General features: G+C 65.1%; 16 protein-coding genes and 1 tRNA gene. 6 read left to right on the forward strand and 11 right to left on the reverse strand.

Translation table 11 applies throughout. The features are described from left to right. Positions 1-119: 119 nt before the first annotated feature. The 6 genes from ACE103_RS37345 to ACE103_RS37370 form a co-directional block, all read right to left on the reverse strand. Positions 120-992 carry a helix-turn-helix domain-containing protein gene (locus ACE103_RS37345; protein WP_375777078.1) on the reverse strand — a complete coding sequence of 291 codons (873 nt, stop codon included), beginning with the start codon at positions 990-992 and terminating at the stop codon, positions 120-122. Positions 993-1,254: 262 nt separating this feature from the next. Next, positions 1,255-1,998, reverse strand: a complete 744-nt coding sequence (locus ACE103_RS37350; protein ID WP_375777079.1) for a hypothetical protein — start codon at positions 1,996-1,998, stop codon at positions 1,255-1,257. A 13-nt stretch (positions 1,999-2,011) separates the two neighbouring features. Continuing rightward, positions 2,012-2,590, reverse strand: coding sequence for an invasion associated locus B family protein (locus tag ACE103_RS37355; protein ID WP_375777080.1), 579 nt, complete (start codon positions 2,588-2,590; stop codon positions 2,012-2,014). Then, complete coding sequence (locus tag ACE103_RS37360) at positions 2,587-8,004, reverse strand: beta strand repeat-containing protein (protein ID WP_375777081.1); 5,418 nt, start codon at positions 8,002-8,004, stop codon at positions 2,587-2,589. The genes ACE103_RS37355 and ACE103_RS37360 overlap by 4 nt, the downstream gene beginning before the upstream one ends. Before the next feature lie 335 nt (positions 8,005-8,339). After that, positions 8,340-9,587 carry a helix-turn-helix domain-containing protein gene (locus ACE103_RS37365; protein WP_375777082.1) on the reverse strand — a complete coding sequence of 416 codons (1,248 nt, stop codon included), beginning with the start codon at positions 9,585-9,587 and terminating at the stop codon, positions 8,340-8,342. Between the two features lie 546 nt (positions 9,588-10,133). Then, positions 10,134-10,568, reverse strand: coding sequence for a hypothetical protein (locus ACE103_RS37370; RefSeq protein ID WP_223966901.1), 435 nt, complete (start codon positions 10,566-10,568; stop codon positions 10,134-10,136). 362 nt (positions 10,569-10,930) lie between these two features. On the opposite strand from ACE103_RS37370, the gene ACE103_RS37375 reads away from it, so the two are divergent. Together ACE103_RS37375 and ACE103_RS37380 are read left to right on the forward strand one after the other, a co-directional pair. Continuing rightward, complete coding sequence (locus ACE103_RS37375) at positions 10,931-12,505, forward strand: putative bifunctional diguanylate cyclase/phosphodiesterase (protein ID WP_375777083.1); 1,575 nt, start codon at positions 10,931-10,933, stop codon at positions 12,503-12,505. Beyond that, positions 12,502-13,338: a hypothetical protein gene (locus ACE103_RS37380; RefSeq protein ID WP_375777084.1), complete on the forward strand. Its 837-nt coding sequence runs from the start codon at positions 12,502-12,504 to the stop codon at positions 13,336-13,338. Before ACE103_RS37375 ends, ACE103_RS37380 begins: the two co-directional genes overlap by 4 nt. Before the next feature lie 179 nt (positions 13,339-13,517). Here the strand turns inward: ACE103_RS37380 and ACE103_RS37385 are convergent. After that, a tRNA-Val gene (locus ACE103_RS37385) sits at positions 13,518-13,592 on the reverse strand. 78 nt (positions 13,593-13,670) lie between these two features. After that, complete coding sequence (cpdR, locus tag ACE103_RS37390; RefSeq protein WP_092123795.1) at positions 13,671-14,030, reverse strand: cell cycle two-component system response regulator CpdR; 360 nt, start codon at positions 14,028-14,030, stop codon at positions 13,671-13,673. Positions 14,031-14,335: 305 nt separating this feature from the next. Between cpdR and ACE103_RS37395 the strand changes: the two genes are divergently transcribed. The 3 genes from ACE103_RS37395 (at position 14,336) to ACE103_RS37405 (ending at position 17,623) form a co-directional block, all read left to right on the forward strand. Beyond that, complete coding sequence (locus ACE103_RS37395) at positions 14,336-15,223, forward strand: N-formylglutamate amidohydrolase (protein ID WP_223966898.1); 888 nt, start codon at positions 14,336-14,338, stop codon at positions 15,221-15,223. Positions 15,224-15,787: 564 nt separating this feature from the next. Then, complete coding sequence (hisN, locus tag ACE103_RS37400; RefSeq protein WP_375777085.1) at positions 15,788-16,567, forward strand: histidinol-phosphatase; 780 nt, start codon at positions 15,788-15,790, stop codon at positions 16,565-16,567. 87 nt (positions 16,568-16,654) lie between these two features. Beyond that, positions 16,655-17,623: a Bug family tripartite tricarboxylate transporter substrate binding protein gene (locus ACE103_RS37405; protein ID WP_375777086.1), complete on the forward strand. Its 969-nt coding sequence runs from the start codon at positions 16,655-16,657 to the stop codon at positions 17,621-17,623. Positions 17,624-17,748: 125 nt separating this feature from the next. On the opposite strand, the gene ACE103_RS37410 is transcribed toward ACE103_RS37405, so the two are convergent. Then, positions 17,749-18,396: a glutathione S-transferase family protein gene (locus ACE103_RS37410; protein ID WP_375777087.1), complete on the reverse strand. Its 648-nt coding sequence runs from the start codon at positions 18,394-18,396 to the stop codon at positions 17,749-17,751. A 19-nt stretch (positions 18,397-18,415) separates the two neighbouring features. Continuing rightward, entirely contained in the window at positions 18,416-19,309 is an 894-nt protein-coding gene (locus ACE103_RS37415) for a LysR family transcriptional regulator (protein WP_176529113.1), read from the reverse strand. 91 nt (positions 19,310-19,400) lie between these two features. On the opposite strand from ACE103_RS37415, the gene ACE103_RS37420 reads away from it, so the two are divergent. After that, positions 19,401-20,153 (forward strand): sulfite exporter TauE/SafE family protein, encoded by a 753-nt coding sequence (locus ACE103_RS37420; RefSeq protein ID WP_223966894.1) that lies wholly within the window; start codon positions 19,401-19,403, stop codon positions 20,151-20,153. 69 nt (positions 20,154-20,222) lie between these two features. Here the strand turns inward: ACE103_RS37420 and ACE103_RS37425 are convergent, their stop codons facing one another. Next, positions 20,223-20,858 carry a LysE family translocator gene (locus ACE103_RS37425; RefSeq protein ID WP_375777088.1) on the reverse strand — a complete coding sequence of 212 codons (636 nt, stop codon included), beginning with the start codon at positions 20,856-20,858 and terminating at the stop codon, positions 20,223-20,225. Positions 20,859-20,926 lie beyond the last annotated feature (68 nt).

The following is a 20,926-nucleotide window of genomic DNA, read 5'->3' on the forward strand; positions in this document are numbered from 1 at the left end:
CTTTGCTTCCTTTTCCAATGCGCGGATGCGACCAAACCCTGAGCGCAACCTCGGCATACGATGGACCCAGCGTCCGCGCTTGCGGGAAAGCGCCTCGACTTGCAAGAAAGCGCCGAAACTCACGCCCGGCCCTGCTGCCGGAACACCGACGGGCTGACACCCGTGACCTGCCTGAACGTCGACGAGAAATGCTGGGCGTGGCTGAACCCCGATGCCAGCGCGATGCTGGTCAGGCTTTCATCGGTGTCGCTGAGGTGACGCTTGGCGGTTTCGATGCGCAGGCCCAGCACATAGCGATGCGGACTGGTGCCCATGCTTTCCTGGAACGCGCGCAGGAAATGCCGCTTGCTGAGACCCGCAACATCCGACAGTGCCGACAACGAGATCGTCTCGCCAAGATTCTCCCGGACGAACGCCTCGATCCTCCGCAGCTTCAGCGCCGGCAGTCCGCCACGGCTCAACGCCTTCGCCGGTTCCGCGCCGCGCGACAGCCGCGCCATATGCGCCAGCGCCTGGCTGGCCCAGCCTTCGGCGAACAGATCGAACAGATTGTCCGGTGTGGTTGCTTCCTGACAAAGTTCGGAGAGACCACGACAGAGCTGGTCATGGCCGAACGCAATCGCCGGCGTTTCGATCAAGCCGTTGAGACGGCTCTGCACGAATTTCGGGTCGACAAACACGACCACATAGTCGAACGCCGGCCCGACCGACCACTCGCCCTCGATCTCGGTACCGGCCGGAAACAGCGCGAGATTGGCCGCGCTGGAGAACTCATATTCGACCGGACGGCCGTTGATCGTAGCCTGCAACCGCGAGCAGCCGTTGCGGAACCAGAACAACGTCAGTTCGGGCTGGCGGAAATGCCAGTTCATGCGGGGCCGCGAGGTTCGGCTGAGCAGCTCGACCCTGATCGGCTCCGATCGCGCGATGACGGACGATACAAGCTCACCGCCGACCTTGCGGACAAACCGCTCCGGACGCGCTTCCTCCATGGGACATCTCCTCCGCGTATGGCACGGATGGTAAGTTCCAAATCAGAATTGACTATCCGGCGCCGAAAATCCAGCCCTTTGATGGCTGATCGCCAAGATGTTAGCGGGCAGGTTCGGCGGATCGCGCACGCGAGAGACCGCTTGCCGCCATCATATGCGGTGGCTCGCGGGGGATCGGCGCCACGATTGTCAGGCGCCTTGGCGGAGGAGAGGTGGATGCGAGGCGGCAGCCGCCCGGCGCAGCGCGCGCCGAGCGGCCGCGTTATCCGGCGACCCGCAGCGCGGTCACCGCGACACAGGCGTTGCCGAACGGAATCAGCACCACCTGCGCGCCGTTCGGCAGCGCGATCGTCGCGAGGTCACCCAGCGTGCCGTTCTGCCCGTTGAGCTTGGCAAGTTCGGCTGCAACTGTCGGGCAGCTTTCCGGGCTCGGCGTTACCCGCACCAGATTGCCTTCGCAGGACGACCCGACCGGCGCGGCAAACACGATGCCGGCGCCGCGTTGGGCAGCGCTGCCCTGGGGCGCCTGGAGTGGCGCGAGCGCAACCAACGACTGCACCGAATGCGAATTGCCGGCCTTGGAATCCCACTGCGACTGCGCGGTGTAGTTGGAGTTGGTCGCGAGACCGCGGCCGAGCAACCCGAACAGATTGGCGCAGGTCACGACGTTGCCCTGCCGCGCATGCTCGTCGAACACGGTCGGTTGCTGCCCGGCCTGCTGCGGCGGAACGGACGCCGCGGCAGCCGGTGGCGTCTGCGCCTCCTGCGGACGCTGTTTGTGCGGCTGCGGCTTCGCAGCAGCGGCAGGCTTCTTGGCCGGCGCGGGTACGGCCGGCTGCAAGGGTACAGGTTGCGTTTGCTGCGCGTAGACCACGACGCCGGCAGCACCGAGCGCGGCCACGACGACCGCAACAAAGATCAATCCAAGGGTGCGCCGCATCGACAATCCGTCCTTTTCACTTCGCACTTCAGTTTCGAGCTGGACGCCGGAATTCCAGATCCGCATGTCCGACCTCGCTTCATTTCAGCTTCGCCAGCACGCCGGACAGTCCGTCGAGCGGCGCCTCCACCACGACCGGCCCTGCTTGCGGAAGCGGATAGGACACCAGGCACGGCGTCGCCGCGCGGATGTGTCGCCTCAGCACATTGCCGATCGCGATCGTGGCAAAGCAGAAATTGGCGTCGCAGCGATCGGTCTGCGCGACGATGCGGTCCGGACTGTCACCCATCGCGAGCTCGATCTGGGCGCCGACGCCTGCGGCTGCGGGAATCCGCATCGCCATCAGCGGTTTGCCGTCGGCGGTCGCAATCAGCGACCAGTTGAAGGCGACCGCGCCCTGCGCGTTGACGATCGACTGCGTGACGTTGCAGACGCGCCTCCTGGATTTGAGGCTCTCGTCGCAAATCAACGTCCAGTTCTTGAACGGCTGGATCATCCGCCTGAACTCGCCGAGCGTCTCGCCTTCCGGCACCGCGACGTCCGACGGCTTCACGGTGTAGGCGGATGGCGGCACGCTCTGCGCGGCCGCATTCACGGCCGCGCAGAGCCAGATCGCCAAAGCCAGACACGCCAGCCGCCTCGTCGCCGTCAGGGTCAATTGAGCGTCAGGCTCACGCCGGCGCTGACACCCCAGTCGCTGCCGGCGGTGGTCGCCGCCAAATTGCTGCGCAGCCGGCTGTTCTCGCTGGTGTAACCGATGCCGAAGGCGAGCGCGCCCTGGCTACGCCAGACGCCGCCGCCGGCCGACGCGCTGATCTTGCCGGGCCGGTCGTCATAGCGCAGCGATGCCGCGGCCATGCCGATCGCCGCGGCGCGCCAGGCGTCCTGCCGCACTTCGCCGATCTGACCATTGAGCTGCTGAAATGCGCTGTTGAGCTGGTTGACGTTGACCGCATCGGTGCCGGCGACACCCGCCGCCACGTTGCTGATGGTGACCGGCCCGGTGCTGCCACTGTTCAGCGTCACCTTGTTGGTGGTGTTCCCGGAGGCATCGGTGTCGTAGCGGATCGAGCCGCTGGAAACCGCCTGCAGCTGGCTGACATTGACCGCATCGGTCGCGGCCGATCCCGCGGCAACATTGGTGACGCGGCGTTCGGCCCCGGACGAGCCGACCGACACTTCGCCGGTCGCAACCCCCGCGACGCTCTTGCCGACGACGGGCGTATAGGCCGCATCGCTCAGATTGGCCGTGGTGGTCGAGTTCGCGCCGAGCGCCAGCGAGTTGGCCGAAGTCGCCTTGGCGCCGGCGCCGATCGCGACCGAGTTGGCGCCCGATGCTGCCGAGCCGTTGCCCATCGACACTGCGTTTGCGCCGCTCGCGACCGATTGCGGGCCGATCGCGACGCTCTCCGCGCCGGTGGCGGAGGAATCCGCAGCGGTGGAGTTGGCGTGGAAGTACTTGATGCCGCCGCTGCCGGTCGAGATGTTGTTGACCGTCGTATAGAGAGCGTCGAGCGAGGTGTTGGTGGCCCAGAGCTGCGAGCCGTTGATCGCGTCCGTCGAGGTCGAGCTGATCTGGCCCGCGGCGACGTTGGTGACGGTGCGTTCCGCCCCCGCGCTGCCGACGCTGACGGTCGATGTCGGCGCCGTGCCGGCGAAGGCGTAGGTGGTGCCGCCGATCGTGGTGTTCTTGGTCGCGACCACCGTGGAGGTGGTCGAATTGGCGCCGAGTGCGACGTCGCCGGCCTGTGCCGTCGCCTTGGCATTCGGACCGAGCGCAACGCTGGTCGGGTTGGAGGTCTGGGCTCCGGCGCCGATCGACACCGACTGGATGCCGCTGGCCTGCGCATTGGTTCCGAACGCGATCGAGTCGGCAAAGTTCGAGACCGAATTCTGGCCGATCGCGATGCCGCCAGGCGCGGTCTGCTGCACGGTCGCGCCAAACCCCATGCCGATGCCGTTGTCGCCATTGACCACGGTCTGCGGCCCCACCGCGACGGAATTGTTGCCGACCGCGAGCGAGTCGGCGAGCGTCGAGTTGGCGTGGAAGTATTTTGTCGTCGTGGTCGCGAACGACGACAGCGCGCCGGTCAGCTGCCGCACGGTGACGGCGTCGCTCGACTGGGTGCCGTCGGCCACATTGGTGATCTGGCGGTAGCTCGTCGCGTTGCCGACCGACACCGCGCCGAGCAGCGCGAGGTCGGTGGTGTTGTAGGGAATGATGGTGCCGCCGATGATGCCGGACGCCGGCGCGATCGCGCGGTTGGAGATCGAACCCGAGCCGATCGCGACGCCATCGGTGACCGAGGCCTGGGTGTTGAAGCCCAGCGCCGTAGCATTCGCGGCCGTCGCCGACGCGGCGACGCCGGCAGCCATCGAGTTGACGCCGGTCGCTCCGTTGTTGGTGTAGTTCGCCTTCTGGATGCCGCCGTCGTTGACGCCATAATAATGCGTCAGGCCGTTGCTGACGAGGGTCGAGAGGCTGTCGATCGCCGAGGTGGCGGCAAACAGCTGCGAACCGTTGATCGCATCGGTCGAGCCGTTGCTGATCCGTCCCGCCGCGACATTGGTGATGGTGCGCTCGGCACCAACGGCACCGACGCTGACGGTCGAGAGCGGTGTCGTGCCGGCGAAGCTGTAGGCGGTGGTGCCGATGGTGATGCCTGACGTGCCGACCGCCGTGGTGGTCTGGCTGTCGGAGCCGAGCGCGATATCGTTGGCATTCGCGGCGGTCGCGCCGTTGCCGATCGACACCGAGCCGCTGCCGGTCGCGGTCGACACCGGCCCGATCGCAACCGAATTCGCCCCGGCGGCCGACGAGTCGGCCAGCGTCGAATTGGCGTGGAAATACTTGATGCCGCCGCCATTGTTGATGTTGTTGACGGTGGTCGCGAGACCGTCCACGGCCTGGTTGGTGGACCAGAGCTGGGAGCCGTTGACCGCATCCGTCGAGCCGTTATTGAGCCGTCCCGCCGCCACGTTGGTGATGGTGCGCTCGTTGCCGACCGTGCCGACGCTGACCGTCGAGGTCGGTGTCGTGCCGGCGAAGCTGTAGGTCGTACCGTTGATCACCGTATTCGGGGTACCGACCGCCGTCGTGGTCTGGCTGCCCGCGCCGAGCGCGACATCGTTGGCGTTCGCGGCGTTCGCGCCGTTGCCGATCGACACCGAGCCGGCGCCGGTGGCGGTCGACACCGGGCCGATCGCAACCGAGTTCGTCCCGACCGGAGACGAATCGGCCAGCGTCGAATTGGCGTGGAAATACTTGATGCCGCCGCCGGTGTTGATGTTGTTGACGGTGCTTGCAAGGCCATCGACCGCCTGGTTGGTGGCAAACAGCTGCGACCCGTTGACCGCATCCGTCGAGCCGTTGTTGAGTCGTCCCGCAGCGACGTTGGTGATGGTGCGCTCGGCACCAACAGCGCCGACGCTGACGGTCGAGCCCGGCGTCGTGCCGGCGAAGCTGTAGGTCGTGCCGTTGATCACGGTGTTCGGGGTGCCGACCGCGGCGGTCGTCACGCTGCCGGAGCCGAGTGCGACCGCATTTGCGTTCGAGGCGTTGGCATTGGCGCCAAGCGCAAGCGAATTGGCCTGGCTGGCCGTCGCGGACGTACCGCCGGCAAAGGAGCTGACGCCCGATGCCGTCGCATTGGCGCCAACGGCGCTGGATGCGGAGCCCGACGCGGTGGTCTGAGTGCCGAGAGCAATCGAATCGCGCCCGGAAGCCTTCGGACCACCGCCGAAGCCATCGCCGATCGCGATGGCGCCATCATTCGTGGCCTGCCCCGCACCGATGGCAACGGCCCCGGTCTGCGGCGAATTACTGAGCGACGCGGCAAGCGCGCCCGAACCGAGCGCTGTGTCGGATGATGCCCGTGCCGCGGCGCCAGCGCCGACCGCAACACTGCTCGCGCCAGCGGCACTTGCACTGACGCCGGTCGCGAGCGCGTTGGCGCCGGTAGCTCCGGCGTTGTTGTAGTTGGTGTCGGTTCCCGGCGTCGTGCTGTTGACGCTGTAGTCGTGGATCGCGCCGGCGGTGATCTGGCTCGAGAGCGTATTGGCAACGCTGTAGAGCTGCGAACCGTTGATGGCGTCCGTGCTCGACGTGCTGATCCGCCCGGCCGCGACGTTGGTGATGGTCCGTTCCGCGCCGACCGCCCCGACGCTGACCGTCGAGCCCGGCGTGGTGCCGGCGAAGCCCGAATAGGTGATGCCGTTGATCACTGCGTTGAGCGTGCCGACCGCTGCAGCCGTGACGCTGCCGGAGCCGAGCGCGACATCGCCGGATTTTGCCGCTGCGGTAGCGCCGTTGCCCAGTGCGACGTTGCCCGCGAGACCGGCGGCGCCCGCGGTGGAGCCATTGCCGAGCGCCACCGAGCCTTGCCCGATCGCCCTGTTGTTGTTGCCGATCGCGACCGCGCCGTTGGCCTGGTTGGCGGCGCTAGCGCTGGCCGTGCCGTCGCTGTTGGCGATGTTGTTGGCGCCGCCGGTGAAGGCGCCGGTGCCGCTCGCATAGCTGGGATCGCCGATCGCCACCGCGCCGTTGCCAAAGGCGGTGTTGTTCGCGCCGATCGAGACGGCCTGACCGCCGGTTGCCACCGAGTTGGTGCCCAAGGCCACCGCGTTGGCGGAACTGGCCGCGGCATTGTTACCGATAGCGACGGCGCTTGTAGCCGACGCCTTGGCGCCGATGCCGAGCGCGGTACTGGCTACTCCGCTGGCGCTGGCGCTGACGCCGGCCGCGAGAGAGTTATCTCCTGTCGCGCTCGCTGCAGACCCGAATGAGGAGGCGTTTTGGCCGCTGGCAACGGCTGTGTTGCCAACCGCAGTGCTGGCAGCGGTGCTCGCATTTGCGGCAGTGCCAATCGCCAGCGAACTCGTGCCGGCGGCACTGGCCCCAACGCCGGTCGCGTTCGAATTGATGCCGGCAGATGCCGCATTGTTGCCGAGCGCGATGCCACCGGTCGCCGTGCTGCTAACGATTGCGCCCGATCCAATCGCGACCGAGCCGCCGGTGCTGAGCGCCTGCGCCTGGTTGCCCACAGCCACGGCAAAATCTGCACCTGCTTTGCTGGAGCTGCCTCCGGCGAATGAGTTGATCCCCGACGCGACCGCCTGCTTGCCCAAAGCAGTCGCGCTGTCCGCCGAGGCAACGGACGACCAGCCTCCGGCCCACGAAAAGTTACCGCTCGCCGAGGAGCTGACGCCGACAGCGGTCGCATTTCCACCGGTGGCAGCAGCGAATGTGCCCAAAGCGCTGGCACCGGCTGCGGCCGCATTGGCGTTGACGCCGAGCGCGACCGCATTGATGTTGCTTGCGATCGTGCCGGCACCCAGCGCCATTCCGCCGTCGCCCGTGGCCGATGCGTTCCGACCGAGTGCGACCGCATATTGTCCTGATGCTGCGGCAAGGTAGCCCTGCGCGATCGCATAGATGTTGCTGGCGCTCGCGCCGTTTCCGATCGCAGTCGACTGATTTCCCGTCGCACTGGCGGAGGTGCCGAACGCGCTCGCGCCGGTGCCGCTCGCGGTGGCCGTCGTGCCGACCGCGGTCGACCATGGTCCGGTCGAGTTCGTGCCGGTACCGATGGCGATCGCCTCGAAGCTGAAGCCGGCGGGAGCGGTGCCGCTCGCATTGGAAGCGGCGCCGATTGCGATCGGAGAGCCTTGCCCGATTGCGTTGGCCTTGGCGTTGGCGCCCATCGCGACGGCAGACCCGGACGAGGACGTCGCCGACGCATTGGTGCCGACTGCCGTTGCACCGCCGCCCGAGGCGACGCTTCCGGTGCCGGCGTTGTAGTTCTGCGCGCTCGCAACCGAAGTAGCGGCGACCATGATCGCGAACGCACCGAGCGTTGCGGCCATCGTGGAGGTGACCCCGCCGACGCCGAGCGCACCAAGCCCGAGCCGGTCGCGCTTCACGCCCAGTGTCCGGTGCGCCTGACGCAGCACCGCCAGCAGCCGCCGCCGCAACGAACGGCTGCCCGCATCACCCGATGCAACCCAGCTCCGGACGAAGCCGGTGCGGCCTTGACGCTTCAGCGATTCGGATGAGTTGCGTGCGACAACCATGGTGCGACCCCTTCGTGACATCTTGTCCAGACGTCGGGGGTGCCTTGCCGCGGACTGTGCCGACACGCGCGTCCTTTGGGACCGCATGTGACGAAATGAAGACAGCGCAACGCACGCCTGCCTTCCCGTCCTGGCCAACGATGTGTCGAACTCAACGAGCGCATCTTGCCACCCAGCGCTCGCTCGACTGCCCCATCAATGTGCCCCGAGTCGTCATATCAAAAATGATAGACACATATTTGACAACGTCACTCAGCAGGCCGTCCAAATAGCGCGCAGATCGTCTCACAAGTTGAATGATTTGCTCGATGCACCGTGGGGTAATCCGCAAATCTTCAACCGGCAGTTGACCTGCGGCGCACGCGTTCACGCATCTCGCGCGGACTGACGCCGAACTCGCGCCGAAACGCGCGCGTGAAATCCGACGCCAGCTTGAAGCCGTGACGATAGGCGATCTCCTGCACCTGCCTGTCGGCGGATGCGACCAGTTCGGCGTGTGCTGCACGCAGCCGCTTGCGCAGGATATATCCGGCGACGCCGCCGACGCTCTCGAATGCACGGTAGAGTGCAGAGCGCGAGATCCGCAATTGCTGCGCAATGCGATCCGGCGTCAGATCGAAGTCGCCGAGATGCGTCTCTATATAAAGACGAGCACGCTCGAACAGCACCGATTCGATTGCGCCGCGCGCCTGCTCCAGCCGGTCCGAGGACAGCTGAATGCATGCGGCGATCATCTGCGCCGTCGCTCGCCCCGCCTGCCTCAACTCCTCCGGCGACATCAGGACCAGGCGCGTTTCGAGTCTGTCGAGATAGTCGGACAGCAGTTCGATCAGATTGCCCGAGAGCAGAATGTTGCAGGCGTCGTTAAGCTGATCAGCCACGTCTGCGAATGACCGGCGCGGCAAAGCAAGCACCAGGCCATCATAGTCGGTGATGCTGCCGCGGAAATCATCGTCGAGCGAGATCAGGAACATCGCGCCTGGCCCGGCGTGAACCCGCCGCTCTGCGGTTTCGAAGCGGGCTTCGCCGGAGCGCAAGCGGAACAGCCACCAGATATCGACCGGCGCGCCGTGCGAGGGCTCGACGACGCGCGCGAATGTTTGATCGGCAACGCGTCCTGACGTGAAGACGACGTCGGCCATGTTGCAGGTCAGGTACTCCACCTCGAACCCCTGCGCGGGGCTGTAGCCATCGGGCGGCGCGACGTCGATCAGCGAGGCCATGCGCGTCTTCCAGACCCCGAACTGTTCCGATGGTGGATAGAGCCGTGTCGTGAAAAGCCGCGGTACCGCCGGGACTATGTCCCTGATGTTCCGGGGCTCGCGCGGCAGGGGAACTTGTTCGAGGAGCCTGGCTGCACTTGCCGGCGCATTGTCGTCTTCTGGCATGTCATTCCGTCCCCCGTGGTCGCAAACGACGAACGTCGTCTCAACGGGGGCGCATTCCCAAGGTTGCGTCGCCGGCCGCTGACTGGCAGGCGAATTTCTGGCGGACAAGGAAGCAGCATTTTCGGATGCGGACATCACCCGCCTACGCCGGCCGCTCCTGATAGGGCCGATGGGTCCTGCGGCAGTCGGGCTCACACATGGCATTCATCATTGTCGCGTCATAGCCGGATCCGGCCCGGAAGCTCCGTCACCGACTCGGCCTGACCGATCTAGAGAACAATCTGTGCGAGAACCAGAGCGGCAGCAACGTGCGCCGTGAAGAAATCCAACATTGCGTTCATGCGATGCGATCGGGCAACGCATCATCGCCGAGTCTTCAGAAAATTTTCCCGATCTTCGCGCCGGGACGAAATGAACGTCGCGAGAGCGCAGCAACGTAAGCACGGTACATGACACATCGCGAATCCCGCGCACGGGATTCGCGTCGACCGCGCCTGAAGACGCTTGCCTAATCATGCGGCATTCCACCACGTGCGACGTCAATGAGATCGATGGGAACGGAACACGCGCGCACGAGGCGCACATGTCGCAGCACGCTGCGGCATTTTCATCTGAACGTCGAGATGACGAAAGTCATGATGGCTCATGACATTCGCCGGTCAACACGCCCGCCATGCCGAAGGGCGAGCCTGATCGCACGCCGGCGACAGAGCATGCGGTCCCCGATCGGGCGTCGCCCGGCTATGCCTTGCCTTGCCCGATCCCGTCGAGCCATGCCGCAAAGCGCGGGTGCTTCGCGAACCTGCCTTGCACGACCGCCAACTCCTGCTGGAAGACCGGCAAAGAGAGCACCCGTTCGATATCGGGCTCCCTGATCTTCCAGATTCCCGGCGGAACGAAGCCGTGAACCTTGAGCTCGTAGAGCTCAAAGATCGAGAAGATGACTTCATGCACAATTCGGCGCTCGTCCGGCGTCATCTCGATGGCGCCGCCAGCGCCCTCGTCATGGAACGCCGCCGTTGGCAGGCGACGCCGCAGATCGGATATGCGCTCGGAATATCTGAGGAAGATGTCGGCTCCCAGACGCCGGTTGTTGGTGTGCAGCGCCGTGTAGATCGCGGTGACGCCGACGATAATGGTCCCGAGCGTCATGAACTTCAGGATATGATCGAGCACTGCGATATCTCCTTCGACCTTCCGTGATCGCGCCGGGAGCCCTGTGCACACTGTGCTCCTCGCCCTTTATTGCCCGAGGCGCCGCGATCGTCGAGATGCGGAAGGCCGCCCGCCTCGGGAGCCGGCGTCATTCCGGTGGCCGATTGTCCCGGCAACCGCGCCCGTTCCGGTAGCCATGTGTCGGCACGGCGGCAATTGGCCCTCGACGAAAGTCGCAACAAATGGACCGCGCGCCTGTCGTAGATTTGTAACCATCTTGCAAATCGTTATCGGGCAAAAGTCGCGGGCAGCCTTCACGCAACCTTTTGCAAACTCCAGACTGCCTACCGTCACCGGATATTATAGTGATAGTGGGGACGGGAATGGCTGGACTGCGGCCGAACATTTCAATACGGCTCGGGGCCGCGATCAGGGAACAGCATTCGGGCGTTGAGCGTGATTCCGCCGTTCCATCGGTCGGAACAAACCCCGAGGTCGAGCGCCTGCGCGGCGTCATTGCGCGCCTGATGCACACGGCGGCGCATGACCAGCTGACCGGACTTCCGACGCGCAGCCTGCTGCTCGAGCGGCTGGATCTCGAACTGGCGCGCGAGGCCGATGACGGCGCGCGGATCGCGGTTCTGTTCGTCGATCTCGACAACTTCAAGCTCGTCAACGATTCACTCGGCCATAGCAGCGGCGACGAGGTGTTGTCCGAAATGGCCCGGCGCATCCTTGGCTGTCTCGGGCCGGAAGATACCGCGAGCCGGTTCGGCGGCGACGAGATGGTGGTTCTCCATCCGCGCGCCTCGGACTGCTCCGGAGCGGACCTCGGCAAGCGGATCCTTGCGGCGCTGGCGGAGCCGATCCTGCTTTCCGGCAAGGAAGTCGTGGTATCGGCGAGCGTCGGGCTCGCGCACTGCAAGCCCGGCACCAAGGGCGCCGAACAATTGCTGCGCGAGGCGGACACCGCGCTCTATGCGGCAAAGGTCCGTGGTCGTGCGCGACTGGCAGAGTTCAACGACGAGCTGCATGCCCGCGCCGAGAAGCGCGTTCAGATCGAATCCGATTTGCGGGCGGCCCTGCGGGAATCGCAGCTGTTCGTGGAGTATCAGCCGCAGGTCCGCCTGAAGGATGGACGCGTCGTCGGCGTCGAGGCGCTGGTGCGCTGGCGACATCCGGAGCGCGGCATCATCTCGCCCGCCGACTTCATCCCCGTCGCCGAGGAATGCGGGCTCATCGTCAAGATCGGACGACAGGTGCTGCAGGAATCCTGTCGCCAGCTCGCCGAGTGGACGAGGCTGATGCCGGGCTGCCCGCTGGCCATGACCGTGAACGTGTCGCCGCGCGAGCTCGCGGAGCCGACCTTCATTCAGGAGCTCCGGCAGGTTCTCGCCAGCACCAATGTCGATCCGACCGCTCTGTGTCTCGAAATCACCGAAAGCGTCATGATGAGCGCCCCGGATGAGGTCGTCCAAATCCTCGATCAGATCCGCCAGCTCGGCGTGTTCGTCGCGATCGATGATTTCGGCACCGAGCACTCATCGCTGTCGCGCCTGCGCGACATGCCGGCCGAAGTCTTGAAGATCGACCGCAGCTTCATCGACGGTCTCAGCAGCGAGCCCGGCGATACGGCGATCGTATCGTCGATCCTCAGCCTCGCCTACGCGATGGGCAAGCACACCATCGCCGAGGGCGTGGAACGGAGTGAGCAGGCCGCAATGCTGCTCCGCATGGGTTGCGACGTTGCCCAAGGCTATTTCTTTTCGCGGCCGGTTGCCGCCGAACAGATCGCGCCGATGCTGACCAGGGCGCTCTGGCATCCGAGTTCGGGACGCGCGCTGCACGCCGCGCAGCCGGTGGAGGGACCAGTCCGGCGCGGTCATCACTATTTCATCGACGAATTCCTTGATCACATCGGGGCTCCCATGGGCACCAAGGCGACGGTCTCGCGATGATGTATCTCGTCATCGGCCTCAGCAATCTGGCGATCGGACTGGCTTACGCCGGCCTTGGCGTCTTGTCGGCCTGGGAAACGGTCAGCCTGCATCATTACCGCGGCTGGTCCCGCTTCGGCATCGGATTTTCGATGATGGCTGCAAGCTGCGGCCCGCATCATCTGGTGCACGGCTTCCAGGTGCTGCAGGGCGAAAGCGTGTCCTGGTCGATGCTCGCCGTCACCCTGCTCGGGCTGCCGGCAGGTTTGACATTTGTGTACCTGCGGTTCGAGACGATATTGGGCGGCCAGGGCGAGCGATTGATCGCTCTCTCGCCGCATCGCGCGATGTTGCTGGTCGGCGGCTTCGCCATCACGGCAGGCTGGCTGGCGGCCTGGGCGATGGCCCAGCCCGGCGCGAACATCCCGTTCCTGTGCACGTCAGCCGAACTTGCCGCGCGCGTGGCGATGCCGAGCACCTGGATCGACGTCGCCTCGGCCACGTTCTACGCCAATGTGTTCGTCACCGTGACCTACGGCCTGGTCGGCTGGTATCTGGCTGACCATCAGGTGCGCCGCTATCTGGCGACCGGTGTGTGGTCGCTGTCGGGGGCCGCATTGGCGGGCGTCTTCTTCTCCTGCGCGCTGATCCATCTCATTGACGCGACGACGCACGGCAGCGGATCGATGCTCGTCTTCGACCTGATCGGCATTCCCGCCTCGGTTTATTTCCTGTGGGTCGTCGAGCAGCTGCACAGCGACTCCGTGCTGGACTGGAATCGGCGTCCGTTGGTCGGCGCCGCGGCCGCACCGGCGCGGCCCTCCCCCTGGAGCGGCAGGAACCTGCAGCACTGAATCAGCACCGCGCCAACGATGTCGCCGGCGTGCCGTCGAACAAGCTGTTTGGCAGGCTGAATCAGAAGAGCGCCGTCATGGCGAAGCGTGGCTTGCCGAGCCGTAGCTCGCGGCCAAGGGCCCGCCTGCGCCCGTTGGGCTTCGGCGTGGCATCCTTCTCTCGCTGCGCGAGCGAAGGATGGTGGGTGCGACAGGGATCGAACCTGTGACCCCTACCATGTCAAGGTAGTGCTCTCCCGCTGAGCTACGCACCCAAAGCCGTGTTTGGATCGGGTCCCTATAACGGACCCGGACGGGGCAGGCAAGGATACAAAGTGAAGGTTTTTGGCGAATCAGGCCGCCAGCAACTTATTCACTTCGCTAACCAATTCCCGGAGGTGCACGGGCTTCGACAGCACCTTGGCGTTTTTCGGCGCCTCCGAATCGGAATTGAGGGCCACCGCGGCAAAGCCGGTGATGAACATGATCTTGATATCGGGATCGAGTTCCGAGGCACGGCGCGCCAGCTCGATACCGTCCATCTCGGGCATCACGATGTCGGTGAGCAGCATTTCGAACGGCTCCTCACGCAGCCGCTGATAGGCCGACATGCCGTTGTCGTGCGGCGAGACCTTGAAACCCGCATTTTCCAGTGCCTTGACCAGAAAGCGGCGCATATCGGTGTCGTCTTCGGCGAGAAGAATTTTCGGCATGGCAGGGATCGTCGAATCCGGCTTGAGGAGCAGTCCGAACAGTAAGCCCGACAGACGGTAAATTTCGGGTGAAATTTGCGTCAAGCCAGCGGCAAATGCGCGCCGACCATTTGTGGACCGAACCACGCATCGAATCAACCTTGTGCGGCATTTCCCGCCTTTAAGACGCGTTCCAGGCGGCGCCACACTCTTTTCACTTGGCAGAATGATCGCGATTACCGACAATGCCCGCCTATAAATCTCCGCTTTTCCGGCAGAATCAGTTCTTGCGGGGCGAGGCGGACGCAAGGGACGGCGCCAAGGGAATGACCGAATTTGCTGGCGAGTTGTCGCCCCCGTTCGAGATCGTTGAGCCGCAGGCCTGGCGCGCGCCGATCATCTTCAATTCCCCGCATTCGGGCTCGGTGTACCCGGCCGAGTTCCTTGAGGCGTCGCGAATCGACGTGGCCTCGCTGCGCCGCTCCGAAGATAGCTTCATGGACGAGTTGATCGCGGGCGTGAGCGATCGCGGGTTTCCGATCATCCGGGTCAACTTCCCGCGGTCCTATGTCGACGTGAACCGCGAGCCCTATGAGCTCGACCCGCGGATGTTCACCGGACGGCTGCCGAGCTTTGCCAATACACGCTCGATGCGGGTGGCCGGTGGTCTCGGCACCATCCCGCGCGTGGTCGGCGACGGCCAGGAGATCTACCGCGAGCGGCTCGACGTCGACGAGGCGCTGCGGCGGATCGAGGTGCTCTACAAGCCCTATCACCGCGCGCTACGCCGGCTGATCAACAAGGCGCACCAGGCGTTCGGTGCCGTGATTCTGGTCGATTGCCATTCGATGCCGTCAGTCGGCGTATCGCGCGACGAGCCGCGGCGGCCCGACGTCGTGATCGGCGACCGCTACGGCACGAGCTGCGCGCCGCTGCTGCCCGACCTGGTCGAGGAGATCATGGGCTCGCTCGGCTATTCGGTCGGCCGCAACAAGCCCTATGCCGGCGGCTTCATCACTGAGCATTACGGCAACCCGGCGAGCGGCCTGCACACGGTGCAGATCGAACTCAACCGCGCGGTCTACATGGATGAGCGCCAACGCGAGCGTTCACCGCGCTTCGCCCAGGTGGCGGCCGACTTCGCGACCTTGGCGGATGCGCTCGCGAAAATTCCGTTCGGAGATCTCGGCCCGTTTCAGGCGGCAGCGGAGTAAATCCTTCGTCGGCACCGTGATGCCGATAAAGACATGAACCAAGAATTCAAACTGGCGATGCGAAAGCGCTGAATTGGATTCCCAGTTCACTCGCAGAATTGACGGCCCAAGAAAAAAGGGCCGCTTGAATGAACAAGCGGCCCAAGTCTAGGGAGGAAACGCCCAAGGAGGGCAGCGATAGCGCGAGGCGCTACCGCACCGCAACAATATGCGACCGCGCTGCACAAAACGCAAGAACTTTCGAAACATTTCTTGGGTAATGTTGGTAAGTCTGGCGAAACTGCAACACGGCCAGCAATCCAAATTAAGATTTTGAATATCAATACCTTACGCGAGAAATCGAGATCAGACAGCGTTCAGCGCATAGCTTGTATACCAGAACTCGCAACTTCGTGATCCGCCCCGAAGCCAGGGAGACTTTCGAATCGAAGCCGAATCGAAAGTCTGGAACCGCGTCATCAGGCTGGGATAACGCTTCGTTAATCGTGCGCGCCGTCTGCGATTGAGCTAGGCAAGAGCGCATCCGGTTTCTATCGCGTCGTTTGCGCATTTCAGGGACATGCCGTGACGGTCATCGACTTTACCGCCTTCATCGGCCGCCTCGCGACCGCATCCGGCGAAACCATCCTGCCCTTCTTCCGCACCTCGCTCTCGGTCGACAACAAGAGCTCGAGCGACTTCGATCCGGTCACCGAAGCCGACCGGGCCGCGGAAGCGGTGATGCGGCGGCTGATCAAAGCGAACTTCCCCCAGCACGGCATCGTCGGCGAGGAGTTCGGCAATGAGCGGGAGGACGCCGACTATGTCTGGGTGCTCGACCCGATCGACGGCACGAAGTCGTTCATCGCCGGCTTTCCGATCTGGGGCACGCTGATCGCGCTGCTGCACAAAGGTACGCCGGTATTCGGCATGATGCACCAGCCCTATATCGGCGAGCGCTTCTCCGGCGACAACGGCTCGGCGAACTACTCCGGCCCGTCGGGCGAGCGGCGGCTCTCGGTGCGGCGCTGCGCCTCGCTGAAGGAGGCGACCGTCTTCACCACGAGCCCGCTGCTGATGAATCCGGATGACCGCACCCGCTTCGGCCGCGTCGAGCATGCGGCGCGCCTGTCGCGCTACGGCGGCGACTGCTACTCCTATTGCATGCTCGCGGCCGGCCATCTCGACCTCGTGGTCGAGACCGAGCTGAAGCCCTACGACATTGCCGGGCTGATCCCGATCGTCACCGGCGCCGGCGGTGTCGTCACCACCTGGGACGGCAAGCCGGCGCAAGGCGGCGGCCGCATCATCGCAGCCGGCGATCCGCGCGTGCACGAAGCCGCGATGAAGCTGCTCAACGCCTGATCCTTGCTCCGCCTGATTTTTCGAGTTGCCGGGCGATTGATCTGCGCCCATCCTGGCGTCAACGAGAAAAGTCAGGGATCGGCGCACATGACGATTTGCGGCAGGCTGCTGGCAGCCATTCTCCTGCTTCTCGCGCCCGTCACCGCCAGCGCCCAGCAGTTCCCGACCAAGCCGATCCGGCTGATTGTGCCGTTCCCGCCCGGCGGGCCGAACGACATCATCGCGCGGGTGATCGGGCAGAAGATATCGGAACTGGTGAAGCAGCCGATCATCGTCGACAACCGTGCCGGCCAGGGCGGCGTGCTCGGCACCGATGCGGTCGCGAAGGCCGCACCGGACGGCTATACGGTTGCGATCGCCAGCGCCGGCGCGCTTGCGATCAGCCCGAGCATGGAGAAGGTCGCCTACGACACGCTGAAGGATCTTGCGCCGGTAACGCTGGTCGCGACCGTGCCGGAGATGCTGGTTGTCGCCACCGACGTGCCGGCAAAGAACATGAGCGAACTGGTCGCGCTCGCCAAGGCGCAGCCCGGCAAGCTCAACTTCGCCTCCTCCGGCCCCGGCAGCCTGCCGCATCTGGCCTGTGAATTGTTCAAGCTGACGGCGAAGATCGACATCGTGCATGTGCCCTATCGCGGCGCGGCGCCGGCGGTGAACGAACTCCTGGGGCAGCAGGTGCAGATGACCTTCCTCGACCTGCCGGTGATCCTGCCGCAGATCAAGGCGGGCACGCTGCGACCGATCGCGCTCGGCGGCCGCGAGCGTGCCCCGACCGCGCCCGACGTGCCGACCACGGCGGAAGCCGGCATGCCCGACCTGATCATCGAGAACTGGTACGGCATGGTTGCGCCCGCCGGAACGCCGCCGGCGATCGTCACCAGGCTGAACAAGATCACGACCGACGCGATGGCCGATCCGACCGTCAAGGCAAAACTCGCCGAGCAAGGCCTGACTCTGGCCGGCGACACGCCGGAGCATTTCCGCGACTTCATCGCCGCCGACATCAAGAGATGGGCGAAGGTGATCCAGGATGCCGGCGTGGTGACGGCGAGGTAAGAGCGAGAGCTTCGGTTCTGATTGAATCAGAACCGAAGCTCTCGATTCTTGTTTGACGCGTTTTCTTCACGCGAACCGGTATCCATCCCGCATCAAGTGCGGGACAGGCTTCGCTCGAAAACGCTCTAGTAATCGAGCCGGCCGCGCAGCTCTTCGAACGGAATCATGACGTGGCTGCGAAACGGCGGACGCTGCTGCAGTCGCTGATACCAACGCTCGACCGCCGGCAGCGGCGGGCGCGCGATCTCAAGCCCGAAATAGCGATAGAGCGAAGTTCCCGTGGTGATGTCCGCGAGCGACAGCGTCTCGCCGAGCAGGAACGGCCTGGCTTCGAGGAGCTGTTCGAGTTTCGCAAAATGCTGCTCGCAACGGGCGATCGCCTTGTGAATCGCCGGCCGGTCGCGCTGGTGCTCGGGCGTGCGGAAAAATCCCCAGAACACGCCGCCGAGAAAATCCGGCTGCAGCGCGGTTTGCGACCAATCCATCCAGCCATCGACCCGCGCCCGGATGACGGGATCGTCGGACCAGAAGCGACCGTTGCCGTGGCGCGCGGCGAGGTAGCGCAGGATGGCGTGGGATTCCCAGATCGTAGTGCCGTCGTCCTGGACGACGGGCACGCGGCCGTGCGGGTTCATCGCGAGGAACGCGGGCGCATCGAGCCCGCCGAACGCGCCGCCGGCATCGATGTGCTCGTGCGCCAGATCGAGCTCGCCGATCAGCCACATCACCTTCTGCACGTTGAACGAACTGCGCCGTCCCCAGACCTTGAGCATCGCACTCTCCTCGGCTTCGTCAGCGTTGCGCTTCGGCCCGCAGATATTCCACCAGTTGCTTGGCCGCGCGCGGCAATGCCTTGAAGCTGCGCGCGCAGATCGTCAGCCGGCGGTTGGCCCAGGCGTCGCGGATTCTTATCGTTGTGATCGGCATCGCCGCCGCGCAGCGCCGCGCCGCGGTTTCCGGGATCACCGCAATGCCGACATCGGCGGCGACCATCTGGCAGATGGCGTCGAAGCCGCGCAGGCGGGCGCGGAAGCGCAGCCGCGCACCAAGTTTTGCCGCGTGCCGCGAAATATGGACCTGCAGCGCTGACGTTGCCGTGAGGCCGACGAAATCGCGGCCGACCACCTCCTGGAAGTCGATCTGGCGGCGGCCGCCGAGATCGCTGCGGCGCGATGCCACCAGCATCAGGCGGTCTTCGCTGAACAGGAAACGCTCGACGCTGTCGGGCAGCGCGTGTTCGGCGGCGAAGCCGAGATCGGCGGCACCGCTGGCGATGGCGGTCGCGATATCGGTGCTCTCGCGCTCCTCGACATCGACGCTGATATCGGGATGTTCGTGCAGGAACGCCGCCAGCGCCCGCGGCAGATGCTCCGACAGGCCCGAGGTGTTGGCGAGCAGCAGCACGTTGGCGCGGACGCCGCTGGCATAGGCGGCGAGATCGCTCTGCAAGGCCTCGACATTATGCATCACGATCCGCGCGTGACCGAGCAGGCTCTCACCCGCCGCCGTCAGTTCGACGCCGCGACGGCCGCGCTTGAGCAGCGCCACGCCGAGCGCCTCCTCAAGGCCCTTGATCCGCTCGCTGGCCGAGGCTAGCGCAAGGTTCGCGCGCGCCGCGCCCTGCGTGATGCTGCGCGCATCCGAAACCGCGATGAACAATTGCAAGTCGATCAGGTCGAACCGCATGACGTTTCCCGCCCCGCCCTTCGGGTGATCCGAAGGCTAACTCCGTAACCTCCAGATTGTGCCGATCGGCGCGATCGGTCAATGTGCAGCCATGGTCGACCATCTCCTGATCTTCATCGCTTTCGCCTTCCTGCTCGCCGGCTTCGTCAAGGGGACACTCGGCCTCGGTCTGCCGACGGTCGCGATGGGACTGCTGGCAACCACGATGGCGCCGGGCCAGGCGATTGCGATCGTGATCGTGCCGGCGATCGTCACCAATATCTGGCAGACCTTCGTCGGCCCCTATCTGCGCGACATCCTCAAGCGGCTGTGGCCGCTGATGCTCGGCACCGTGGTCGGAATCTGGATCAATGCCGGGCTGTTGACCGGGCCGTACGCAGCCTACGGCACCGTGGTGCTCGGCGCGCTGCTGGTGATCTACGCGATCGTCGGCCTGAGCAGGTTCAGCTTCAAGGTCAGGCGGCGCGACGAGAAATGGATCGGCGGCATCGTCGGCGTCATCACCGGGCTGATCTCGGCGGCAACCGGCGTCCAGGTCATTCCCTCGATGCCGTTCATGCAGGCGATCGGCATGGAGCGGGACGAACTGGTGCAGGCGCTCGGCGTCTTCTTCACCACCGCGACCATCGCGCTCGCCTTCAACCTCACGGCCTCGGGACTACTGACCGCGGCCACCGCGCTTCCCGGCGCAGTGGCGATGGTGGCATCGTTCATCGGCATGTTCATCGGCCAGGCGGTCCGCACGCGGATGCAGCCGGACGTCTTCCGCCGCTGGTTTCTGATCTCGATGATCCTGCTCGGCATCTATCTGGCCGGCAGCGCACTGCTCAAGATCCACGGCTAGAGATTCTTGTTTGACGCGTTTTCTTCACGCGAACCGGTAGCCACTTCGCTCGAAAACGCTCTAGCGACGCTAGCGCGCCTCCAGCATCGCGACGCGGACGCCGAGATAGATGAAGAGCGCGCCGAGCGAGCGGTTGATCCAGGCGATCACGCCGGTCGATTGCCGGATGCGGCCGGCAGCCCGCGCCGCAAAGGCGGCGAGGCCAAGGCACCACAGCGTGCCGCCGGCGATGAAGATCAGCCCGAGCACCAGGAAGGCGAGCGTCTTGTGGGCTGAGTCCGCCGCCACGAATTGCGGCAGGAATGCAAGGAAGAACAGCGCCACCTTGGGGTTGAGGATGTTGGTCAGCGCCCCCTGCCAGAACACACGCGAGATCGAGGTCTCGCCGCCCTGTCCGGCGATGTCAGCGATCGGCTTGGCGCGCGACAGCAGCATCTGCAGGCCGGTCAGCACCAGATAGGCCGCGCCGATCAGCTTGACGGCCAGGAACGCCGTCGACGACGCCATCAGCAGCGCCGACAGCCCGATCGCCGCGCCCAGCACGTGGACCAGGCAGCCGCAGCTGATACCGATCGCCGCAGCGGCTCCGCCACGCCACCCGTGCTGAATCGTGCGCCCTATGATATAAGCGGTATCCGGCCCCGGCGTGACGTTGAGCAGCAACCCGGACAGGACGAACAGCCAAAGCTCGTGAATTCCCAGCATCTCGGCTACATTAACCTATGTAAGTAACGACCCCGAAAGGACGGTCAGCCAACCTGCGCCATCGCAGC

It is taken from the genome of Bradyrhizobium sp. ma5, from assembly GCF_042258955.1.
In the GTDB taxonomy this organism is placed as follows: domain Bacteria; phylum Pseudomonadota; class Alphaproteobacteria; order Rhizobiales; family Xanthobacteraceae; genus Bradyrhizobium.

Excerpts from the sequence above, each read along its gene's own strand:
- ACE103_RS37345 (WP_375777078.1), bottom strand. The coding sequence starts at position 992 with ATGGAGGAAGCGCGTCCGGAGCGGTTTGTCCGCAAGGTCGGCGGTGAG.
- ACE103_RS37350 (WP_375777079.1), bottom strand. The coding sequence starts at position 1,998 with ATGCGGATCTGGAATTCCGGCGTCCAGCTCGAAACTGAAGTGCGAAGT.
- ACE103_RS37360 (WP_375777081.1), bottom strand. The coding sequence starts at position 8,004 with ATGGTTGTCGCACGCAACTCATCCGAATCGCTGAAGCGTCAAGGCCGC.
- ACE103_RS37375 (WP_375777083.1), top strand. The coding sequence starts at position 10,931 with ATGGCTGGACTGCGGCCGAACATTTCAATACGGCTCGGGGCCGCGATC.
- ACE103_RS37380 (WP_375777084.1), top strand. The coding sequence starts at position 12,502 with ATGATGTATCTCGTCATCGGCCTCAGCAATCTGGCGATCGGACTGGCT.
- cpdR (WP_092123795.1), bottom strand. The coding sequence starts at position 14,030 with ATGCCGAAAATTCTTCTCGCCGAAGACGACACCGATATGCGCCGCTTT.
- ACE103_RS37395 (WP_223966898.1), top strand. The coding sequence starts at position 14,336 with ATGACCGAATTTGCTGGCGAGTTGTCGCCCCCGTTCGAGATCGTTGAG.
- ACE103_RS37405 (WP_375777086.1), top strand. The coding sequence starts at position 16,655 with ATGACGATTTGCGGCAGGCTGCTGGCAGCCATTCTCCTGCTTCTCGCG.
- ACE103_RS37410 (WP_375777087.1), bottom strand. The coding sequence starts at position 18,396 with ATGCTCAAGGTCTGGGGACGGCGCAGTTCGTTCAACGTGCAGAAGGTG.
- ACE103_RS37415 (WP_176529113.1), bottom strand. The coding sequence starts at position 19,309 with ATGCGGTTCGACCTGATCGACTTGCAATTGTTCATCGCGGTTTCGGAT.
- ACE103_RS37420 (WP_223966894.1), top strand. The coding sequence starts at position 19,401 with ATGGTCGACCATCTCCTGATCTTCATCGCTTTCGCCTTCCTGCTCGCC.
- ACE103_RS37425 (WP_375777088.1), bottom strand. The coding sequence starts at position 20,858 with ATGCTGGGAATTCACGAGCTTTGGCTGTTCGTCCTGTCCGGGTTGCTG.